The following is a 17,100-nucleotide window of genomic DNA, read 5'->3' as shown; positions in this document are numbered from 1 at the left end:
CTCCTCATCCAGGAACTGGGTGAGAATTGCCCCCATCCTTCTTGCTTTTACGCAAGTTCACTCTTGTGAGATCTGCTGGCTTCCGGCGTCTGCGTGGGGCAGGGAATGCGCGCAGACGACGATCAACCTCAGGCTGCAATACAATGGATGTCAGATCGGGAAGCCCGCGCTATCGACCACAATCGAAATTGCGGACGAAAGAGCAGCAGCGACTTACGGCTAGCGTATTCACCTTAACCATTAGCCGCACGGGATCACTGTTCGAAGCCGTCTGCGGTGCTTGTTATTTGGCTGTAGTTATTCTACTATTTCTTGTGGGTTTTTTGCCCTCGCCTGGATTGGAGCGTTCTCGCAATGCTGAAACGTGTTGCCGTCCTTTTCTCGGTCTTTTTGACAGGATGTGTACCATCCTGGCCATACCTGACAATGGCGCCACCCAGTGCCAGCAACTGTCAAAGCACAAGGCCAAGCGCAGCTGAAGCTGCCGCCTGGCGCAGGGCACAAAGGCAAAATACACGTCAATCCTATCAGGCTTTCCTCGCACAATACCCTCGCAGCTGCTACGGGACCTTGGCCGTTGAAAGGATGAGGACGACGGTTCAAAAGCAGCCTGTCACAGTGCGGAAATTGGCGACACAACCTCGGCGAGACTTCTGGGGACGGCGAGTGTACTAGCGCTGTCGGCTCTGTTTCATAAACTGCTTTTTCGTGGAGCAAAGCCGCATCTATAAACGGGCGAAACCTTGATCGAGGGGCGGCAGGCTGGAAGCTCAGCGGCGGATACTATCGTGGAATTAGCTGATGCATTTTGACGTTGTTCATGCTGCTGACCCGCGATTTCGAGGTGGCGCGTCCAGCGCACTGAGAGCCGAACTCAAGGCGGCGAAACAGTGGGGGGTGAGCTGTGGTCTGCTGCCTTTTTTGGGGCAGCGCACGCGCGAGCTCGGCGTCTTCGACAGTCGTACAGCCGCAGCGATCGAGCAAGCGGATACTGTTTGGCTCACAGGATCCGAAGAGGCGACCTGCGACATCCTTCTGGCTCACCATCCTGCCGTGTTCGAGCGAATGCCGCGTTCACCGGTGCGTTTGCAGCCTCGCCGCGTCGTTTGCGTCGTTCATCACCCCCTGTTCGACGGCAATCGCGTTCCGCAATACGATCTAGGGGTCGTGGAACGCGTGTTGGATCGGCTCTTTGGCGTTCCGGTCGTGTTTGCTCCTGTTGGACCGAAGGTCCGATCCCAGTTCGACAGTATCGGGACCGAGAGTCCTGCGCTGCTCCGGCACGATTTGTGGAACATGATTGACCTTGCTGAATGGTCATTTCCCCAGCGTACAGCTCCAACAGGCACCGTCAATTTGGGGCGCCACTCGAGAGCGGATCCGGCGAAATGGCCCAGTTCCGCAGATGAGCTAAGAGCAGCCTATCCCGACACACCCGATTTCGCCATCAAGGTCTTGGGTGGCGCCCCGATGTCAATCCAGCCCTGGATAGGCTCGAACTGGCAGATCAGTCCGTTCGCGCAAAACAGCGTATCGGACTTTCTCAGGCTCCTGGATTTTTACGTTTACTTTCACAGCCCGCAGTGGGTGGAAGCCTTTGGATTATGTATCGCGGAAGCAATGGCGAGCGGTTTGGTGACGATGCTCGATCCTTCGTTTGAAAGCCTCTTCGAAGATGGCGCCGTCTATTGCAAAGTTGCCGAAACGCGCAACGTCATCGAGCGATTTGTCGCTTCACCTTCGACCTATCTGCAACAATCGAATGCCGCGCGAGAGCTTGTGCGGAGAAAGTTTGCGATCGATCAATACCCGCAGCGCATGGAACGTCTATGTGATGATCTTGAACTGTCCAGGCCCTCCACCCTGAAATGCAGCCGAACCGCGGTATTTGCCAAAACCGTCGCGGACAAGGCGCCCGGATCATTGCCGCGGCTTATGGGCAAGAAACGGCGGATACTCTTTGTCGCGACAAACGGTATCGGGCTTGGACACATCACGCGACTGATGGCTATCGCAGAGCGTCTGCCCGAGGACATGGATCCCATTTTCTTTACCCGATCGGCCGGGTCGGCGTTGGCTTATGCGCGAGGTCACGCTGTTGACTATACTCCTTCCGGCTTGGCGATCGGAGTGACGGACGACAGCTGGAATCGGGCATATGCGCAAGAGCTGCTGACGGCCGTTGAGGCGTTTGATGTTTCGGCGGTGGTGTTCGATGGGAACAGGCCGTTTCCAGGATTGATTGCCGTTGCCGAAAACCGTCGCGACCTGGCCTGGATTTGGATCCGGCGCGCCTTGTGGCGCCTTGACCACGACTTTGACCCATGTTCCCAGGATATATTCGATATGGTGATCGAGCCGGGCGAATTTGCCCATGACGAAGATGATGGTCCCACTCGCGATATGCTGGGGACTGTCGCCGTCCCTCCTGTGCTTCTGTTGGACCCAGGGACGCGAATGCCCAGGAACGAAGCCGCCGGCAAGCTAGGCGTCGACCCGGGCCGCTTCACTGTCGCGGTACAACTAGGCTCGCAGCGCAACTTTGACTTTGAGGATTTGCCCGGTTTGATTTTTGCCGGCCTGGTAAGGCGGAACATACAAACAGTTCAGGTTCTCAATCCGCTCGCGAAACCTTCCAAGCAGGAACGGCCGGGGGTTTTGCGCACGAGCGTTTACCCCTTGGCTGAATATGTCAGCGCGATCGACCTTCTTGTCACCACTGCCGGGTATAACAGCTTCCATGAAAGCATCTTGGGAGGGATCCCTTCGATCTTCGTGCCAAATGAAGCGCCGGAAATGGATGACCAGCACCTTCGCGCTGTTTATGCCCAAACAGCAGGTTTGGGTCTGTGCCTGCGGTACTCGGAATTGGATCGTGTGGAGACAACCCTCGATCTGGCACTATCTGACGCTTTCCGCACCGAGGTTCGCCGGCGATTGGCTCGCGTTGGTTACGTCAATGGCGCCGCCATGGCTGCGAATGCGATCGAGCAGCTTGTCTTCAGTATCCGCGCTGACCGTCCGCTGCATGCCTCGATTGCTCGCAGTTGAGCTAAGGGACGCATCGGCGCCCACCTGGTCGGCAAGAAACTCGTCGATGGTCGATGAAAGTGCGATTTCGCTGGAAATGTCCCATTTCGCGAGGATCAATGACCAGCGTCGACGAGCATATCTGCCATAGATTTCGGGGGAGAGCGAAGGCAGGTAGCCTCGGGTAGGGAGAAACTCCAAAGGAGCCGAACTTGCAGCGGTCAGGTCGGGACGCAGTTCTGAAAGAACGACAACAGGAAATTCGCCATTAGCCCTGCAAGCCTCCACAGCAGCATCGAGAATCTCGCGGAGGTTGGCGGGCATCACGCCGAGGACAGAAATAAGGCTCCTGGCTTTGGCTTCCTCGACCGGATCTTGCAGGACGTAAAGAAGGCTGTCCTCTTCATCGGCCGGATTGAGGGTCCGCGCACTTCGCTTGCGCCTGCCGAACGGTAAAAACCCGCCAACTTTGTCTATGATCCAGCGCAAAGCCATTCATCCTCAAAGCCCATTCTGCTGAACAAAAAGTTCGACTTCCTCATCGATTTGCTTTCGCGTCGCAGCGTTCAGTTTTTCACCCACCGAAGACCTGGTCCGTTCTGCCTCATCGACCTTGAAACGAGTGGCGAGCGTTGCGTTGAAATATGCCTTCTTTAAATCCGGCTTTCCACGACTAAAACTGCCCTCCGCGTAACCCTTGGCAAGTTCGAGATAGGCGTCTTCGAAGCCTCGGCGTGCTGACAGTTCCAGCAGGGCAAATGCGCGATTGGCATCGCGAGAAACGTTGCCTTCGCCCTTCACGAGAAGGCGTGCTGCGTAGAAGGGCGCATACTGGTTACCCATTTCCGTCGCGCGGATCATCAGATCAAAGCCGCGCTTGACATCTTTCTTCACACCCAATCCGCTGACATAGGCACGGCCGAGATTGGTCATGGCGTCGATCTGACCGGCATCGGCCGCCGCGGCATAAAGCCTCGTCGCCTCCACATCATCTTTCTTCACGCCGGTGCCGCGACGGAAGCTGTCGCCGAGTGCTGTGATCGCGTTCGACCAGCCGCTTGATGCTGCAAGTCTGTACCATAGGATCCCCTCTTCGGGATTTTGAGGCACGCCTTGACCGCGGATGTAGGCCGTTCCCACATTTGTCCTTGCTCTGAGATTTCCGAGCGGTGCCGCCTTCATGTAGAAATCCAAGGCACGCTTGTAATCGACCTCGCGGCCGACACCGGCCCGGGCCATGTAACCGAGATTGACGAATGCGGCGCTGTATTGCTGCTGGCTGGCGAGTTCATAGAAATGCTCCGCCCAGTCATAGCGTTTCGCTATTTCAAGGACGCGGGCCAACTGAAACTGCAGGCGTGGGTTGCTGGGATCTGCAGCGAGCGCATAACCGCAGGAGCGCAGTCCGTCGCGGACGTTAACCAGCCCGTTCGTAACACCCGGTACCACGCGTTGAGGATCGTTGGGATCGGCTGCATACAGATCGCAATCCGTAACGATTGTCTTCATGCCGCTTTGTGTGTCGGGCATTTCGCGTGGCCAGACACGAAAAGTCTCGCTGACGGCGCGCTCGCCGGCCTGCTGAAAAACAAACTCCGCTCCAGCGGCTTCAGTAGCCTCATCGGACGGCGGCTCGGTGGAAATCGCGGTGGCGGCAAGTGCACCGCTGACAAACAGCCCGCGCTTCTGCAACTCAGCAACCTGGAGACTGCTGCGTTTGAGCGCTTCGACCGCAAGCTGGCTCTTCGGAAACACCTTTGCGAAACGTTCGAAATCAGTTGGATCCGCGCTGTCTTGAATGAAATACCACAGGACCTGGTCAATAGTCAGCGCGCCATCGCCCCCCGGGACCTCGGGTGCTGGTTCGTCGGCGCCGCCCGGCTTCAGGACGAACTTGGTTTCGATCGAGCCTGTGATCCATGGTATTTGCGATCCGCTGGTGGCAAGGCGCACGTCTCCACGCACTGTTCTGAACGTGTCGTAGATGTCGAGGCCCGGCTGCTGAAGCGCATTGGCCAGCGCCAAAGAATAAGGGCTGTTCACTCCGGTACCGTCGTAAGCCACTTCGCCGGCGCCTGTGGCGAAGGCGATGAGGACCTGACCCGAGCCGGCCTCGATATTTGCCAAGCCCTGCTGCAGTCCCTTTTCCGAGGTCAGTGGGTTGTTGCGGCAGGCGTCCAAAATGATCAGCTTGACGCCGACCGGGTCGTCCTTGACGATGTCTATGAGGTCATTGAGAACCATGGCGTCGTCGACCACCTCTTTGGCCGATCCGGTCCTTACATCGACGGGTAGCAGCAGGCTTCGCCCTTCGAATTGCAGCGCATGTCCCGCGTAGTAGAGGATAGCCAGATCAGCGCCGAGAAGATGCGTGCGGGTTGCATTTTCGAGGTCGCCGACAGCGGCCTTCTTGACGTCGTAGAAAAGCAGGACATCGAAACCAAGCTCCGTGAGCGTCGCGGCAATCAGCTTGGAATCGTTTTTGGGGTTCGCCAGAGGCGCAAACTCGTATTCGCCATTCCCCACCACGATGGCGGCTCGCCGCTCCGCATGGGCCATCTGCGAGAATGCCGTTAAGAACAGCGCCAACAGCGGGATCAGGAAAATCCACTTCGGCCGAAAGCAGGAACTTCTTTGCATCATGGCAGGTTAGCCCAGATTGTTGACTTCGTAGTCCTGACGAGAGGTAAGAATAATGCCTCCATAGTAATGCAATTTTCGGACCTTGGCATGGGGGTAAAGGATCAATGCCAGCGAATGCCGCTTCCAATGGCATCGCGAATTCAGGCTGACGCGTTTCCGGCCGGATTCTTTGCCCTGAGAGGATAAACCCGGTGCTATTGCCATGCTGCTTTCGAGGTGGCGGGTCTTTATGATAGGTTCATGATCCAGGACTGCCGGCGTCACGAACAGGGGCACTCTCCGCATGGCCGAAGAACGCAAGACAACCGTCCAGACGCCGCTTGGACCAGAGACGCTGACCTTCACGCACCTTGTCGGCCATGATGAGATCAGCAGGTGTTTTGCCTTCACCGTTGGGTTCGTCAGCCCCGACGCGAACGTCGATGCCCTGAGGCTTCTCGGAAAGCCAATTTCGGTTGAAGGCGAGGCAGGAGACCCCAAACGGTGGTTCAGCGGGCTCGTATCAGACTTTCGCCTGACCCGCATCGAAGAAGGATTTGCCTATTACGAGGCGGAGCTGCGGCCGTGGCTTTGGCTGCTGGGCAACACCACCGACTGCCGCATCTTCCAGAACATGAGTGTGGTGGAAATCGTCGAGGAAATATTCTCGAAATATAAGCCCGCCAAGTTCGAGAAGCGGCTGCAGGGTTCCTACGAGGCACGGGAATATTGCGTGCAGTATGACGAAACCGACCTGGATTTCGTGCAGCGGCTGCTTGAGCATGAAGGCATCATGTATTTCTTCGAATATGGCGAGGGAGAGCACACCCTCATTCTTGCCGACGCCATGAACAAGCTGAAGCCCGCGCCGGGTTATGCGACGGTCAAGTTCCGCGCCGAAGGAGAACCACTGCGCCGAGACCAGGAATATATCACAGAATGGGTGTCAACCAGTTCTGTTCACCCGGGTACCTATGCTCATACGGACTTCGACTTCACCAAGCCCGGCGCCGACCTGATGGCGCAATCGGCGCAGCCCTTTGCTCACGCGGAATCACAGGGCGAGCACTATCGCCATCCCGGCGCCCATCTGACGGTTGGCCGCGGCGACGCAATTGCCGTAGTGCGTCGCGAGGAGCTTCAGGCAGCCCATCAACGCATCGCTGCCGCCGGCACTTTGCGCGGACTGGCTTCGGGCTGCACCTTCAAACTGGAAAATTTCCCGCGCAAGGATCAGAACACGAACCATGTGGTCCTCAGCGCCGACTACCGCTTGTTCGATCCTGGCTACCGCCCCGCCGGTTTTGCGGGCGAAGAAACTTTCCGTGCGGCACTCCAGGTTGCTCCGACCTCCGTCACTTATCGGCCGGCGCGAACCACGCCCCGACCGATCATGCGGGGCCCGCAAACCGCGACGGTGGTCGGCCCTTCGGGTGAGGAAATCTTCACGGACAAATATGCGCGGGTGAAGATACAGTTTCACTGGGACCGCCTCGGTAAGAAGGACCAGAACAGTTCCTGCTTCGTGCGGGTCTCGCAAACCTGGGCTGGCGGGAGCTGGGGCTTTATCCAGATCCCCCGCATCGGCCAGGAGGTGATCGTCGATTTCCTCGAGGGAGATCCCGACCGGCCCATTATCACCGGCAGGGTCTATAACGGCAAGGAGATGCCTCCCTATGAGCTTCCGGGAAATGCCACCCAGTCCGGATTGAAGACGAATTCCTCGCCCGGCGGGGGCGGTTGGAACGAACTGCGTTTCGAGGACAAGGCAGGATCCGAAGAAGTCTATTTCCAGGCGCAGAAGGACCACAACCTGCTGATCAAGAACGACCGCAGCAAGCTCGTCCAACATGACCAGTCCGACCGCATCGACAACAACGCCAAGCATTCAGTCGGGGTGAACCTCGACGAGGATGTCGGCAACAACAAGACGACAAAGGTGGGCGTCGACCGCACAGTGAACATCGGCTCCAATGACACCGAGACGGTAGGCATCAACCGCTCTCTCACCGTCGGCGCTGACGAGACGATCGGTATCGGCGCAAATTCCACCGAGACGATTGGTTCCAACCACACCCAGACTGTCGGCATCGTCCAGACAGTCACCGTCGGCGCGGCGCGGATCGATACGGTCGGGGCCGCAGAGACCAGAACCGTCGGCGCGGCACAGATGAACACCATCGGCGCGACGCGATCGGTCAGTGTCGGCATCAGCCAGAGCCACGACATCGGTACATCCGACAGCTGGGAGATCGGCACTAATCAAAGCATCGAGATTGGCGGCGGACAGACGAGCGAGATCGGCAAGGGCCGCAGCGCCAAGATCGGCGAGGATGATGCGACCGAGATCGGAGGCGCCCGGATGGTGAAGGTCGCCAAAGGAAGCGCAGTCGAGGTCGGAGAGGATGGGCTGATCAAGATCGGAAAGGATCTGCTGATCGAAGCCGGCGACTCGGTGGTCATCAAGTGCGGCTCGGCGGCCATTGCAATGAAAAAGGACGGCACGATCTCGATCGAAGGCAAGGATATTTCGGTCAGGGCCACGGGCAAGTTCAACGGCAAGGCGTCCGGTGAGGTCGTTTGGAAGGGCAGCAAGATCAGTCATAATTGAGGGGTTTTCAGATGTTCGACACACGGGAACGTATCGAAGGAGTGGTGATCGGCGTGTTGCTGGGTTTCGACGCCGGTGTGCCACTGGTAGTCTTTCCCGGCAACCCCCGGGATACTGCATTGCCCGCACGAAGCTTGTGCGACCTCACATCGGCAATGATCGGTGCCGAGGTCGCGCTGCTCTTCGAGGGTGGAGACGCGACGCGACCGCTGATCGTTGGCCGGATCGTGGAGCCGGCGCGCAAGTCTTCGACGCCAAATGTCATTCGCGATGGAGAGCGCGTGCGGATCACGGGCGAAGAGCGCATCGAGCTTCGTTGCGGCAAGGCGACAATCATCATGGAAAAGGATGGCCATATCACGATCCGCGGCACCTATGTGACAAGCCACGCCAGCGCCGCAAACCGTATTCGTGGCGGCTCGGTGAACCTCAACTGATGCCTGCTGCGCCAGTTCTTCGCGAAATCGTCCGACAGCATGCCGAGATGGCGGCATTCCTGTGGACTGTCTACGATTACCACCTGCTTCATCCGGACGAGAACCCCGACATGGACGAGGAGCGGCTTGCACGCCTCGTCGAGCGGCTTGAGGCGCATCTTGACGGGCTCAGAGTAGCGGGGCAGGCGGGGCTGGAAATTGCGAAGGAGCGGTACGCCGAGTTTCCGGAGGCTGGGGAGTTGTTCGTGCTGAGGATGCTGTCCGTGAACGAGGCACCGCCGGTCGTGGAGCTCGACGTTGAAAAAGTGAGGGTGTGGCTTTCCGTAAATCAGGGTTCAATTTAAGTCCGACTTTGTCGCTGTGACTGTTATTCATAGTCTATTGCGTCCCACGTGCTGAGGTCGCTTCGCACGGCCGAAATATCCCCTGCGCTAGCCAAAAAGGCGTCACTGGCAATTAGCTTGTAGGAAACAAATGTGTCTCGGACGACGATAAAGCTGTCATCGACGAGCTCAAGCACGCCCGAACGGCTAGCAGCAAGAAAAATGCGGTCGCGGAAGCGGGCGATGGAGTGTAAGTCACTCTCCGCCGGCACATATGAACGCCAGCTGTCGCCGCTTCCCCGAAAAAGTACGCCTGCAGCACCACAAACAAGGACGTCCTCGGGAGAAAGCGCGAGGATTCCCAGAAGGCGGTTGTTTGTTGGCAAAGGAATAGTGGACCACGTCCGGCCATCGAAATGGGCGAAAAAGCCGCGGTCGCCACAGACATAGATATCACTGGTGGATGTGCCCCCAATGCCGAACAGCGTTTGATCGAAAGGCGGGCTGATTGCAGGCCAGGCAGTGCCGCGACGTTGAAAAACGATACCGGCGTCGCCCGCTGTGAAGACGGTGTCCTCGCTAAGACCCCAAAGGCAGGTAAGTGCGCGCGAGCTCTCCGTTGCCTCTACGGCCCAAGTTCCTGCTCGGCCGACATGCACTTTACCGTTTTCATCGCAAACAAATAACGGGCCGCCTGCAGCCCGCCACAAATCAGTGAGCCAAATCTGGATATCGAGGTGTTCTATCCGCTCTACTTCTTCCTGGCTGAGGTCAACCTCTTCAAGCACATAGGAGTTGAAGGCCTCGCCGTCGGTATATACGACTAGGGTATAGAGTTCGCCCCTCGCTCCGAGCGCAACGCTGTCACAAGAAACGCTGTAGGTTGGCATTGATTCGTCTCCCTATTTGCGTGCCTTCTTACCGGCTGCCGGCTGCTTGAAACGTCCACCTCTTGGTGTACGCGTTTGTGTATTGTCGTCACCCTCATTTTCCATTAGGGGGTGGAAGAATGCATCGCAGATGGCGCGCAGGCAGTCTAGCGCAGGATGCTCCTTACCATTCTTATCATCCATGTGCGGCGCCTTGGCCTTTTTCATTGCCTCAAGGTTGGCTTCGCGGACCTCCTCGTAAGTCGGATTCTTGTTTTTCTCGAGCTGGTTATTGGTCCATTCGTTCTGCGCTGCGGTCTTTTCACCGTGCTCTGTGCCACGTCGCGTGCCGTCCTTTAGACAGACACACGGTGCGTCGTTCATATTATAGTCCTTGAAGGTCTTGATTCCGCCGGTTCCGCGAGCGTTCTCGAAGCAGGCGTTTTGAATAATATGGTCAGATTGCTGGTACTTGTTGTCCTTAGCGGCAGGTTTGGACTGGTCTCGGCTCTCACAGTGTTTGTCGGCGTTCTTGTAGGGGTGCACTACGATGTCCAACTTGGCTAGGATTGCGGCGCAGGTGAACCGACCGACTTTAATCTTCAAGACATGTACCCACGGTGGGGTATTACCCTGCGGCGATGCGTGATTATTTGTGGCCAGATCCGACATTCGGATTACCGGTTCACCGTCGAATTTTACGTCGCTAGACCAAGAATTGAAATATTCCTTTCCAGTGTTCTTTGATGTGATTATGCCTTTTTTGGCGGCGACCCCAGCCTCCGTACCAGATGTCCTGGTAAGATAGGATTTATTCTTAATATTGATCGTTTTTCCAGATATCTTTACTGTGGAGGTTCCCTTATCCGTGTCGCCCGACATGCCGAAACTCGGATACGGCACTGGCACACCAGGCGGAGTAGCCGGATTTTCGGGCGGAGTGAAGCAGACGTCGGGGAAAGCGGCGATGGTTTTGCCGTCGCTGCCCTTGCCGGAAATCTCGAGCCCATTGGCGTAAACGTCGCCCATCAGGTGATCCTCGCCGAGAGGATCGCAGCGCCGCAGACGCCGGAATCGTTAGAGGCTTCGATCAAAACCGGGTTTCCGGCGGCGTAGTCCTTGCGGGCAGCGGTGAAAGCCATTCCTATCATCAGCGGAACCACGGCGGCGCCGACGTTGCCAAGGGATTCGGCAGGGCTCCAAATGTCCTGAAATCCATGAGCGCCGCGTACGAGGCGCAGACTGGCCAGCGCGCTTTGCTTGAACCAGTACTGCTCTCCGATAAGATCGGCAATGCGATAGCCGAGGCGGTTCATCTCTATGCCGCACTCATTAAGTGCTGCGCGGTAAGCCGAGATCATGCCGTCGCCGCGTAGCGGAAGGTTGTCTAAGTTGTAGATGAAGGCTTGCTCGCGGGCGAGACCGAGTCCGAAGAGGCGAATTCCGCTGTTGTGCGAGTGTGTGCATAGGACGGCTGCGGCCGCTTCACCGGGGATAAAGCCGTTTGGATTGTCCGGAGTTAGCAGGCGATCGTCGGCGAGGTAGTGGGCAATGGCCTCCGTCGTCAAATAGCTGTCGACGCCGACAATCATTACATAAAGTGCCTCGCCGGCCATAAGCATCCGACGCGCCTGCTCGAGAGCGACGTGTCCAGAGGGGCGCCCATGGGAAACGATCCTCGAGCGGCCGTGCGGCGGACTTTCCACGATATCGGCGATGCGGCCAAGAAGGCGCGCGCCATCGGGGGCGGGGCGGCCAGATCGTTCTTCCTCGGCAAGGCAAAGAATGAGCGCGGTCTGGCCGCGGGCTTGCGGCACGGCTTCAAAGGCTTCGCAGATGGCGGCTGCCGCGAGGTGTGCAATACGCTTTTCCCCAATCCAGTGGCGCGGCAAGGGCACAGGAGCACCGATCAGCCAATCGCCACCGGATCCCAGAAACCTCGTTTGCTGAAAACCGTCCAGCCGGGCCCGCATTGCCGCGCATGCGGAGGGGGCGTCAAGGCCGACCGCCGTTACCATACCGATCGAGATGATGTCGATCGGGGTGGTCATGCCTCTTCCTCCTCTTCCGGCGCAGGCGCACTCCTCGCACGCACAAAGGCGCGACCTGCTGCCCGCGCCCTAAGCATGGATTCCGTGGGTGAGCCGACCCAGCATTCGCTGAAGTCGAGGATCGTCCGATGGATGCGCTGCGACACGCGCCAGACCAGTGAAAAGCGCCGGTTCTCCGGATCAAACAAGACCGTATCGGGCGGTATTGCACTCTCGAAGGCTTTCTCACGGCCCTTGAACAGCGTCATCGGAAGGCTGGTGGTCGGCAGGCGAAAGCTCTCGCGTCCGGCAGGCGTAAGGTTGACCAGCACCACTTCTTCGCCGCCCTTCGGAGGGTCTGTCTGCTGGTCGGGCGGCGCCATCTGGAAATAACGGTCGTCGAAATCCGGCGGCAGGAACGGGAAGATATTGTCGATCCAGTTCTGGTCGTAAGTGCCGCCGAATTCGATCCTGCCCGGCCAGCCTCGGCCATAGGGTCCGAAACTCATCGGCCGGTAGTCGCCGAAAGGCGAGCGGATTTCCTCGCCGACCGCCTGGGTGTTGGGAAGGCGAAGGCCCGGGATCCGATGCTGGTTGCGCGTGCGTGCCCAGCCGGTGCCGACCGGGTTGAGCGGGTAGCTCGCGGGAAGCCTGTCGTCCGGGTCGAGGCGGTCGGTGCCTCCCCACGCCGTGTCGTATGAGAAGGGTTGACGCAGGAAGGGTTGCGGGGCAGTGGCGACCAAGAGCGGTCCACGGGCGCGCCACTCGCGATGCCCGATTACGTCGAAGATCTTTGACCAGTTGCCCACCTTGATTCCGACGCTGACACGTTCGACCGGACGCCCTCCGGGAGCATAGGCACATCCATTGGCGATGATGTCGCAGCGGGGCTTTCGAAAAGCAAAGTCGGTTTCCCAGAGGGTGGCCGAAAAACCGGGCTCACCTGTATGCGTATCGGCCATCACCAGCGGCACCTGCACGGATGATTTTCGCACGGAGCCACCCGGCGTTTCCGGAAAATCGAAGGTTCCCTTGACGACGACGACGATGTACTCGCGGCCCTCTTTGTCCATGCCCATCGTGAACTCGGTCGGAAAGCCGGTTTGGTTCCAGATCTGCATCAGCCGGCCTCCAGGCCTTCTGGGAAGAGGTGGCGCAGCGCTGCTTCAGGTGCGCCGGGATCAACTTCGAATGCCTCGCATTCACCCATCCACAATGTCATGCGCCGGACTGGAGCGCCGCACGCCGCGATCGCGGGATAGGGCAGGGATCCAAGGCGGGCCGCCAGTCCGTCACCGTCCGTCTCGCCTTCGCGCGCAGACTTTCCCGCAGCTTCCACCGCATCGAGCCAGTCCGCGGCAAGCGTGGTGATGTCAGTTGTGGCGGTCGGCGGCACAGCCGCGATGGTCAACGGAAACCGCCGGCCCGCGCGGTCGGCGCTTGCCATCACCACGCCGGTCATGGGTCCGAAGGCTTCTGGGCCGAGGATAAATCGCAATGCCGGATGAACCGACATCGAACCTTCCGGAAACCGGTGAACCAGATGCCGGCTAATCCAGCGATCCCAAGCGCCGACGAAGGATGCCGGCAGGCCGCGCGTGACGAAATCCCCCGTCGCGGGCAGTTTTCCGAAGAAGCCTGGCAGGATCACAGCCGCGTCGGGCACGAAAACCTCGCAAACATTTTCAGGTCGTAGGGATTGGCCACGCTCGCGGCCCGAAGCTCGAAATCGGCGTAGTGGCCCTGGGCGGCAAGCCGCAGCTTGTAGAGTTCCGGAAGTTCGGTCCCGCTCAGTCGGCCGGCACGCAGCATTCGCAGGAAAGCCCAGCTCCCGGTTTCGCTGACCATCACTTCCGGCGAGCCGTCAAGCGGCTGAAAGGCGAGGGTAATGACGCCCGTCCCGTCCTTGCCCGGCCACGTCATTGGCTGCGGGCGAGTTGGGTTGTTGAAATAGGTGAGACTCTGGCCGTCGACGTTCAGCGTCACGCGGCCGACCGTCGGCGAAAGGTCCTTGGGCTCGAGCGTAAAGGTCAGGATCGGTCCGGCACCACCTGGAAAGAGGCTGTCGCGGATCAGCCGGGCCTGTTCCAAGGCCGCTAAGGCTGACGAATCGAGCCGGATGTCCGCACGCCATTTCCAGGGGTGGCGCGTCATGTCGACATAGTTGATCAGCTGATTGTTTATGAAGCTGTCAATCAGCCCGCCCGGACCAAAGACCCGCGCAAAGTCGACCACGTTGACATCGATTGCGCTGTCAGGGATGAACGGATAGCGGTTCGCCAGCGCCGCCTGACAGAAAGGCAGCACATCGGCGCGCCAGATGGCGTTAAGTTCAGAGGTGACCGCTTCCGTTGTAAGGCCGCTCGTGTCGCCGGCGATGCCGGCCAGCCAGTCGTCGAGCGGGTCAGGGAGGGTCATGGCCTGTTTTGCCACCGCCCCTGTGAGTTCGGCCAAGCCGCCTTGCCGCTTTATCGCATCCTCGGCATCGGGACTTGCCGATACGGTCTGCAGCATGTTCGAGAGCGCAGTGAGCGCTGCAACGGCGTCATTGAGTGCTGGAGGTTGGCCGTCGACCTCGGCGATCGCAGCCTTGATGGGTTTGAAATGCTCGGCAACCAGCACGCCCGAGAGATCCACTTCAGCCTTGGAGCCGGGGGCAGGCATCAGCTTCGCGCCCTTTTTGGCAAGCTTGCCGATCTTGCCGAGTTTGGACAAAAGCTTGGAAGCTGCTGCCGGAGGAACTTTGCCCCCAGCGTCATCTTCGGAACGGGTAAGCTCGGTCTCCTGAATGACGGCGTTCAGCAGTCGCTTCATCGAGGAATCTGCGCTGGAGAGATCCTTGAGGTTTTCGCTCGCCGTCTGCAGGTCTACCAGCGGCGCGAGCCTTACGTCGCGCAGAAAGCTGTCCCACTTCGCGATGTAATCGTCGTAGTAAAGCTTGAGGATGTCCTGGGAAAGCGCGGCGACCGACGGGCTGGCATTTTCCGAGCACCCTCCGGCGAAAACGGAGCGATCGAGCGCAGCCTGAGTGGCGACGTCCTCGAGCCGTGCAAGAATTCCGCTGTGAAAGCCGTCATAGGTGAAGGCGCCGCTGATGCCCACCCTAAGGGTCTTGTCCGAGCGTCGAGCGAGGACCTTAAGGCCGTTTGGGCCGACATGGTCCGCCGGAATCCAATCTTTAAGTGCTGTGATCTGCGGATCTGAGAGCAGTGCATTATAGGCACGCACTGGAAGCGGAATTGAGCAGATGCTCCGCAGTGCTTCGCCCACCAGCGCCTCATCTGGCTGGATAAGCGCTTGATCCGCCGCCATGTTATCGATTGCAGCGAGTTGATGTTCGGCAGCCATCTCGGTCCGGAAGGGCGGCGCAGGCGCGAATTCGGGCAGCCGCTCAGTCCACCATTGCTTGGCGAATTCGGGGTCCATCGGCGACAATCCGGTCATCATGCGATACGTCTTCAAGGCGCCGAGAAGGAACTCCGGGTCACGGATCTGACGCCACATCGTCGCCTCGAGCAGCGCAACCATGCGTGGTTCCAATATGTTGCGAAGCGAGCGGTGATAAGCGTCCTCCTGCGCCTGTCTGATCTCGGTCGCCGCGGAAGGGCCGATCAACGCAGCAATCCCGCCTGGCGGCTCGGTCCGGGCATTCGATACTTCGGTTGCGGCCTCGAGCGCCACATCCAGGTCGAGCGGTTCCAGCGGCGCCTGACGTGCAGCAACCGGAGTGAGCGGAAGCTGCAGGGCCTCCAGCTGTTCGGCCTGTGCCGAAAGGGCGGCGCTGTTTTTCCGATAGGAAACCGTAAAGGCCAGGCCGGCGACGACAACCAATGCCGCGGCGGCCACTGCGGCGCCTCGCCATATCCAGATACGCCGTTCCTCTGCGGCAGGATCGAACGTGCCGAGACCCGCCTCCTTGAAGATCACTTTGGTGAGCAGGTCCTTCAGGAAGAAGCTGCGCTTTTCAACCCGCAGCATCGGCGCGGCGGGCTGTGCCGGAAGGCCGAAGGAGGACGCGAGGGCTGCCGTCAGCCGGTCGATTGCCGTGCCTTCCTGAGTGGCGGAGGTTAAATAGATGCCACGCAACCAGGCACTTTCGGCATAGCGGCTTTCACCAAAGACGGTTTCGACCAGCACGCGAATGGGCTCGGAGAGGCTCCCAACCTGTGCCGGGAAACGAAATATCTCCGCGCGCGCGGTAAGGTTTTCTTCGCCTTCGAGACGCGGAACGAGGCGTCGTTCGAGCTCGCCAGCCAATGCGGCAAGTTCCCGCGTGACTTCGCTGCCGTCGATGCTCGCGCCGGGCGGGAAGGTCACTCCCCAGACCTGCTCGCGATCGGCCGTCGACAGCCCTCCGAAGAAAGTCTCGAACCCCTTTATGAGATCGGCCTTGGTCAGCATCAGGTAGACGGGCAGGCGGATCTCGAGCCGTTCCTGAAGTTCGGTTAGCCGTTTGCGGATCTGGCGGCCGTGCGCGCGAATGGCCGCGTCGCCTTCTAGAAGCGTGTCGATGGCGAGTGCCACGATGACGCCGTTCAAGGCCCGGCGGCCCCGGTGCTTTTTCAGAAGATCGAGGAAGCCCAACCATTCCGCTGCGTCGACGTCGGGTTGGCTTTCCTGTTGAACGTAGCGGCCCGCGGTGTCGATCAGCACCGCCTCTTCGGAAAAGAACCAGTCGCAGTTGCGCGTCCCGCCCACGCCATGCAAATCGTCGGAGAGGTCGATGGGGAAGCTTAGTCCAGATTGCCGCAGTGCCGTTGTCTTGCCGGTCGCAGGCGGGCCGATGATCACGTACCAAGGCATCTCCCGGAGAAACTTTCGGCCGCCGATTTTGTGGCGTTTCAGCTCCGACATCACTTCTCGGAACTTTGCGCCTACGGAGGCGACGCCTTCCTCAGCCGGGCTCGGGGGCGCTTCCGGTGGCGGGGTGATTTCGGAAACGAAAAGGCGATTGGCGCGGATTGCCCGGCGTTGTGCCGTGATCCACCAGATGAGAAACAGAACGAAGAGAAGGCCTATGATGACCAATCGCACCGTCTCGGACGCTAATGGCGCGCTCTCTCCGACGCTGACAATCGGGCCGAAGATCCAGACGATCAGGGACAGCAACGCGAGCCCGATGAAGGTCCAGAGCCAGCGCGAGGTTAGGATAGCCCAGAGGAAACGGAAGATCGCCAT

At 59.2% G+C, this 17,100-nt stretch carries 11 protein-coding genes; 4 read left to right on the top strand and 7 right to left on the bottom strand.

The window, feature by feature from the left end; translation table 11 throughout:
- The first annotated feature begins 801 nt into the window (after positions 1-801).
- Positions 802-3,051: a glycosyltransferase gene (locus EV130_RS16980; protein WP_132550818.1), complete on the top strand. Its 2,250-nt coding sequence runs from the start codon at positions 802-804 to the stop codon at positions 3,049-3,051.
- A gap of 480 nt (positions 3,052-3,531) precedes the next feature.
- Here the strand turns inward: EV130_RS16980 and EV130_RS16970 are convergent, their stop codons facing one another.
- Positions 3,532-5,673 carry a caspase family protein gene (locus EV130_RS16970; RefSeq protein ID WP_132550816.1) on the bottom strand — a complete coding sequence of 714 codons (2,142 nt, stop codon included), beginning with the start codon at positions 5,671-5,673 and terminating at the stop codon, positions 3,532-3,534.
- Positions 5,674-5,956: 283 nt separating this feature from the next.
- Here EV130_RS16970 and EV130_RS16965 point away from each other — a divergent pair, with 283 nt between their 5' ends.
- The 3 genes from EV130_RS16965 to EV130_RS16955 are packed head-to-tail and all read left to right on the top strand — an operon-like array spanning position 5,957 to position 9,044.
- On the top strand, positions 5,957-8,263 hold the full coding sequence (locus EV130_RS16965) for a type VI secretion system Vgr family protein (protein WP_132550814.1): 2,307 nt from the start codon (positions 5,957-5,959) through the stop codon (positions 8,261-8,263).
- Between the two features lie 11 nt (positions 8,264-8,274).
- Positions 8,275-8,700 carry a DUF6484 domain-containing protein gene (locus tag EV130_RS16960; protein WP_132660898.1) on the top strand — a complete coding sequence of 142 codons (426 nt, stop codon included), beginning with the start codon at positions 8,275-8,277 and terminating at the stop codon, positions 8,698-8,700.
- Positions 8,700-9,044: a hypothetical protein gene (locus tag EV130_RS16955; RefSeq protein WP_132550810.1), complete on the top strand. Its 345-nt coding sequence runs from the start codon at positions 8,700-8,702 to the stop codon at positions 9,042-9,044. Before EV130_RS16960 ends, EV130_RS16955 begins: the two co-directional genes overlap by 1 nt.
- Positions 9,045-9,067: 23 nt before the next feature.
- Here the strand turns inward: EV130_RS16955 and EV130_RS16950 are convergent, their stop codons facing one another.
- The 6 genes from EV130_RS16950 to tssM are packed head-to-tail and all read right to left on the bottom strand — an operon-like array spanning position 9,068 to position 17,100.
- Entirely contained in the window at positions 9,068-9,913 is an 846-nt protein-coding gene (locus EV130_RS16950; protein WP_132660896.1) for a beta propeller repeat protein, read from the bottom strand.
- Between the two features lie 12 nt (positions 9,914-9,925).
- Positions 9,926-10,921, bottom strand: a complete 996-nt coding sequence (locus tag EV130_RS16945) for a DUF4150 domain-containing protein (protein WP_132550806.1) — start codon at positions 10,919-10,921, stop codon at positions 9,926-9,928.
- The gene (locus EV130_RS16940; protein ID WP_132550804.1) at positions 10,921-11,943 is read right to left on the bottom strand and encodes a beta-ketoacyl synthase N-terminal-like domain-containing protein; all 1,023 of its coding nucleotides are present in this window, start codon (positions 11,941-11,943) and stop codon (positions 10,921-10,923) included. Before EV130_RS16940 ends, EV130_RS16945 begins: the two co-directional genes overlap by 1 nt.
- A complete protein-coding gene (locus EV130_RS16935; RefSeq protein WP_132660894.1) occupies positions 11,940-13,043 on the bottom strand; it encodes a DUF2169 family type VI secretion system accessory protein in 1,104 nt (367 codons plus the stop codon). The genes EV130_RS16940 and EV130_RS16935 overlap by 4 nt, the downstream gene beginning before the upstream one ends.
- Positions 13,043-13,588 carry a type VI secretion system-associated protein TagF gene (gene tagF, locus EV130_RS16930; RefSeq protein WP_132550800.1) on the bottom strand — a complete coding sequence of 182 codons (546 nt, stop codon included), beginning with the start codon at positions 13,586-13,588 and terminating at the stop codon, positions 13,043-13,045. Before tagF ends, EV130_RS16935 begins: the two co-directional genes overlap by 1 nt.
- The gene (tssM, locus tag EV130_RS16925; protein ID WP_132550798.1) at positions 13,570-17,100 is read right to left on the bottom strand and encodes a type VI secretion system membrane subunit TssM; all 3,531 of its coding nucleotides are present in this window, start codon (positions 17,098-17,100) and stop codon (positions 13,570-13,572) included. The genes tagF and tssM overlap by 19 nt, the downstream gene beginning before the upstream one ends.

The sequence above is a fragment of the Rhizobium azibense genome (assembly GCF_004342325.1).
Classification (GTDB): Bacteria; Pseudomonadota; Alphaproteobacteria; order Rhizobiales; family Rhizobiaceae; genus Rhizobium; species Rhizobium etli_B.
The sequence above is the reverse complement of the archived record's forward strand: the minus strand, read 5'-3'. Positions and strand labels throughout refer to the sequence as shown.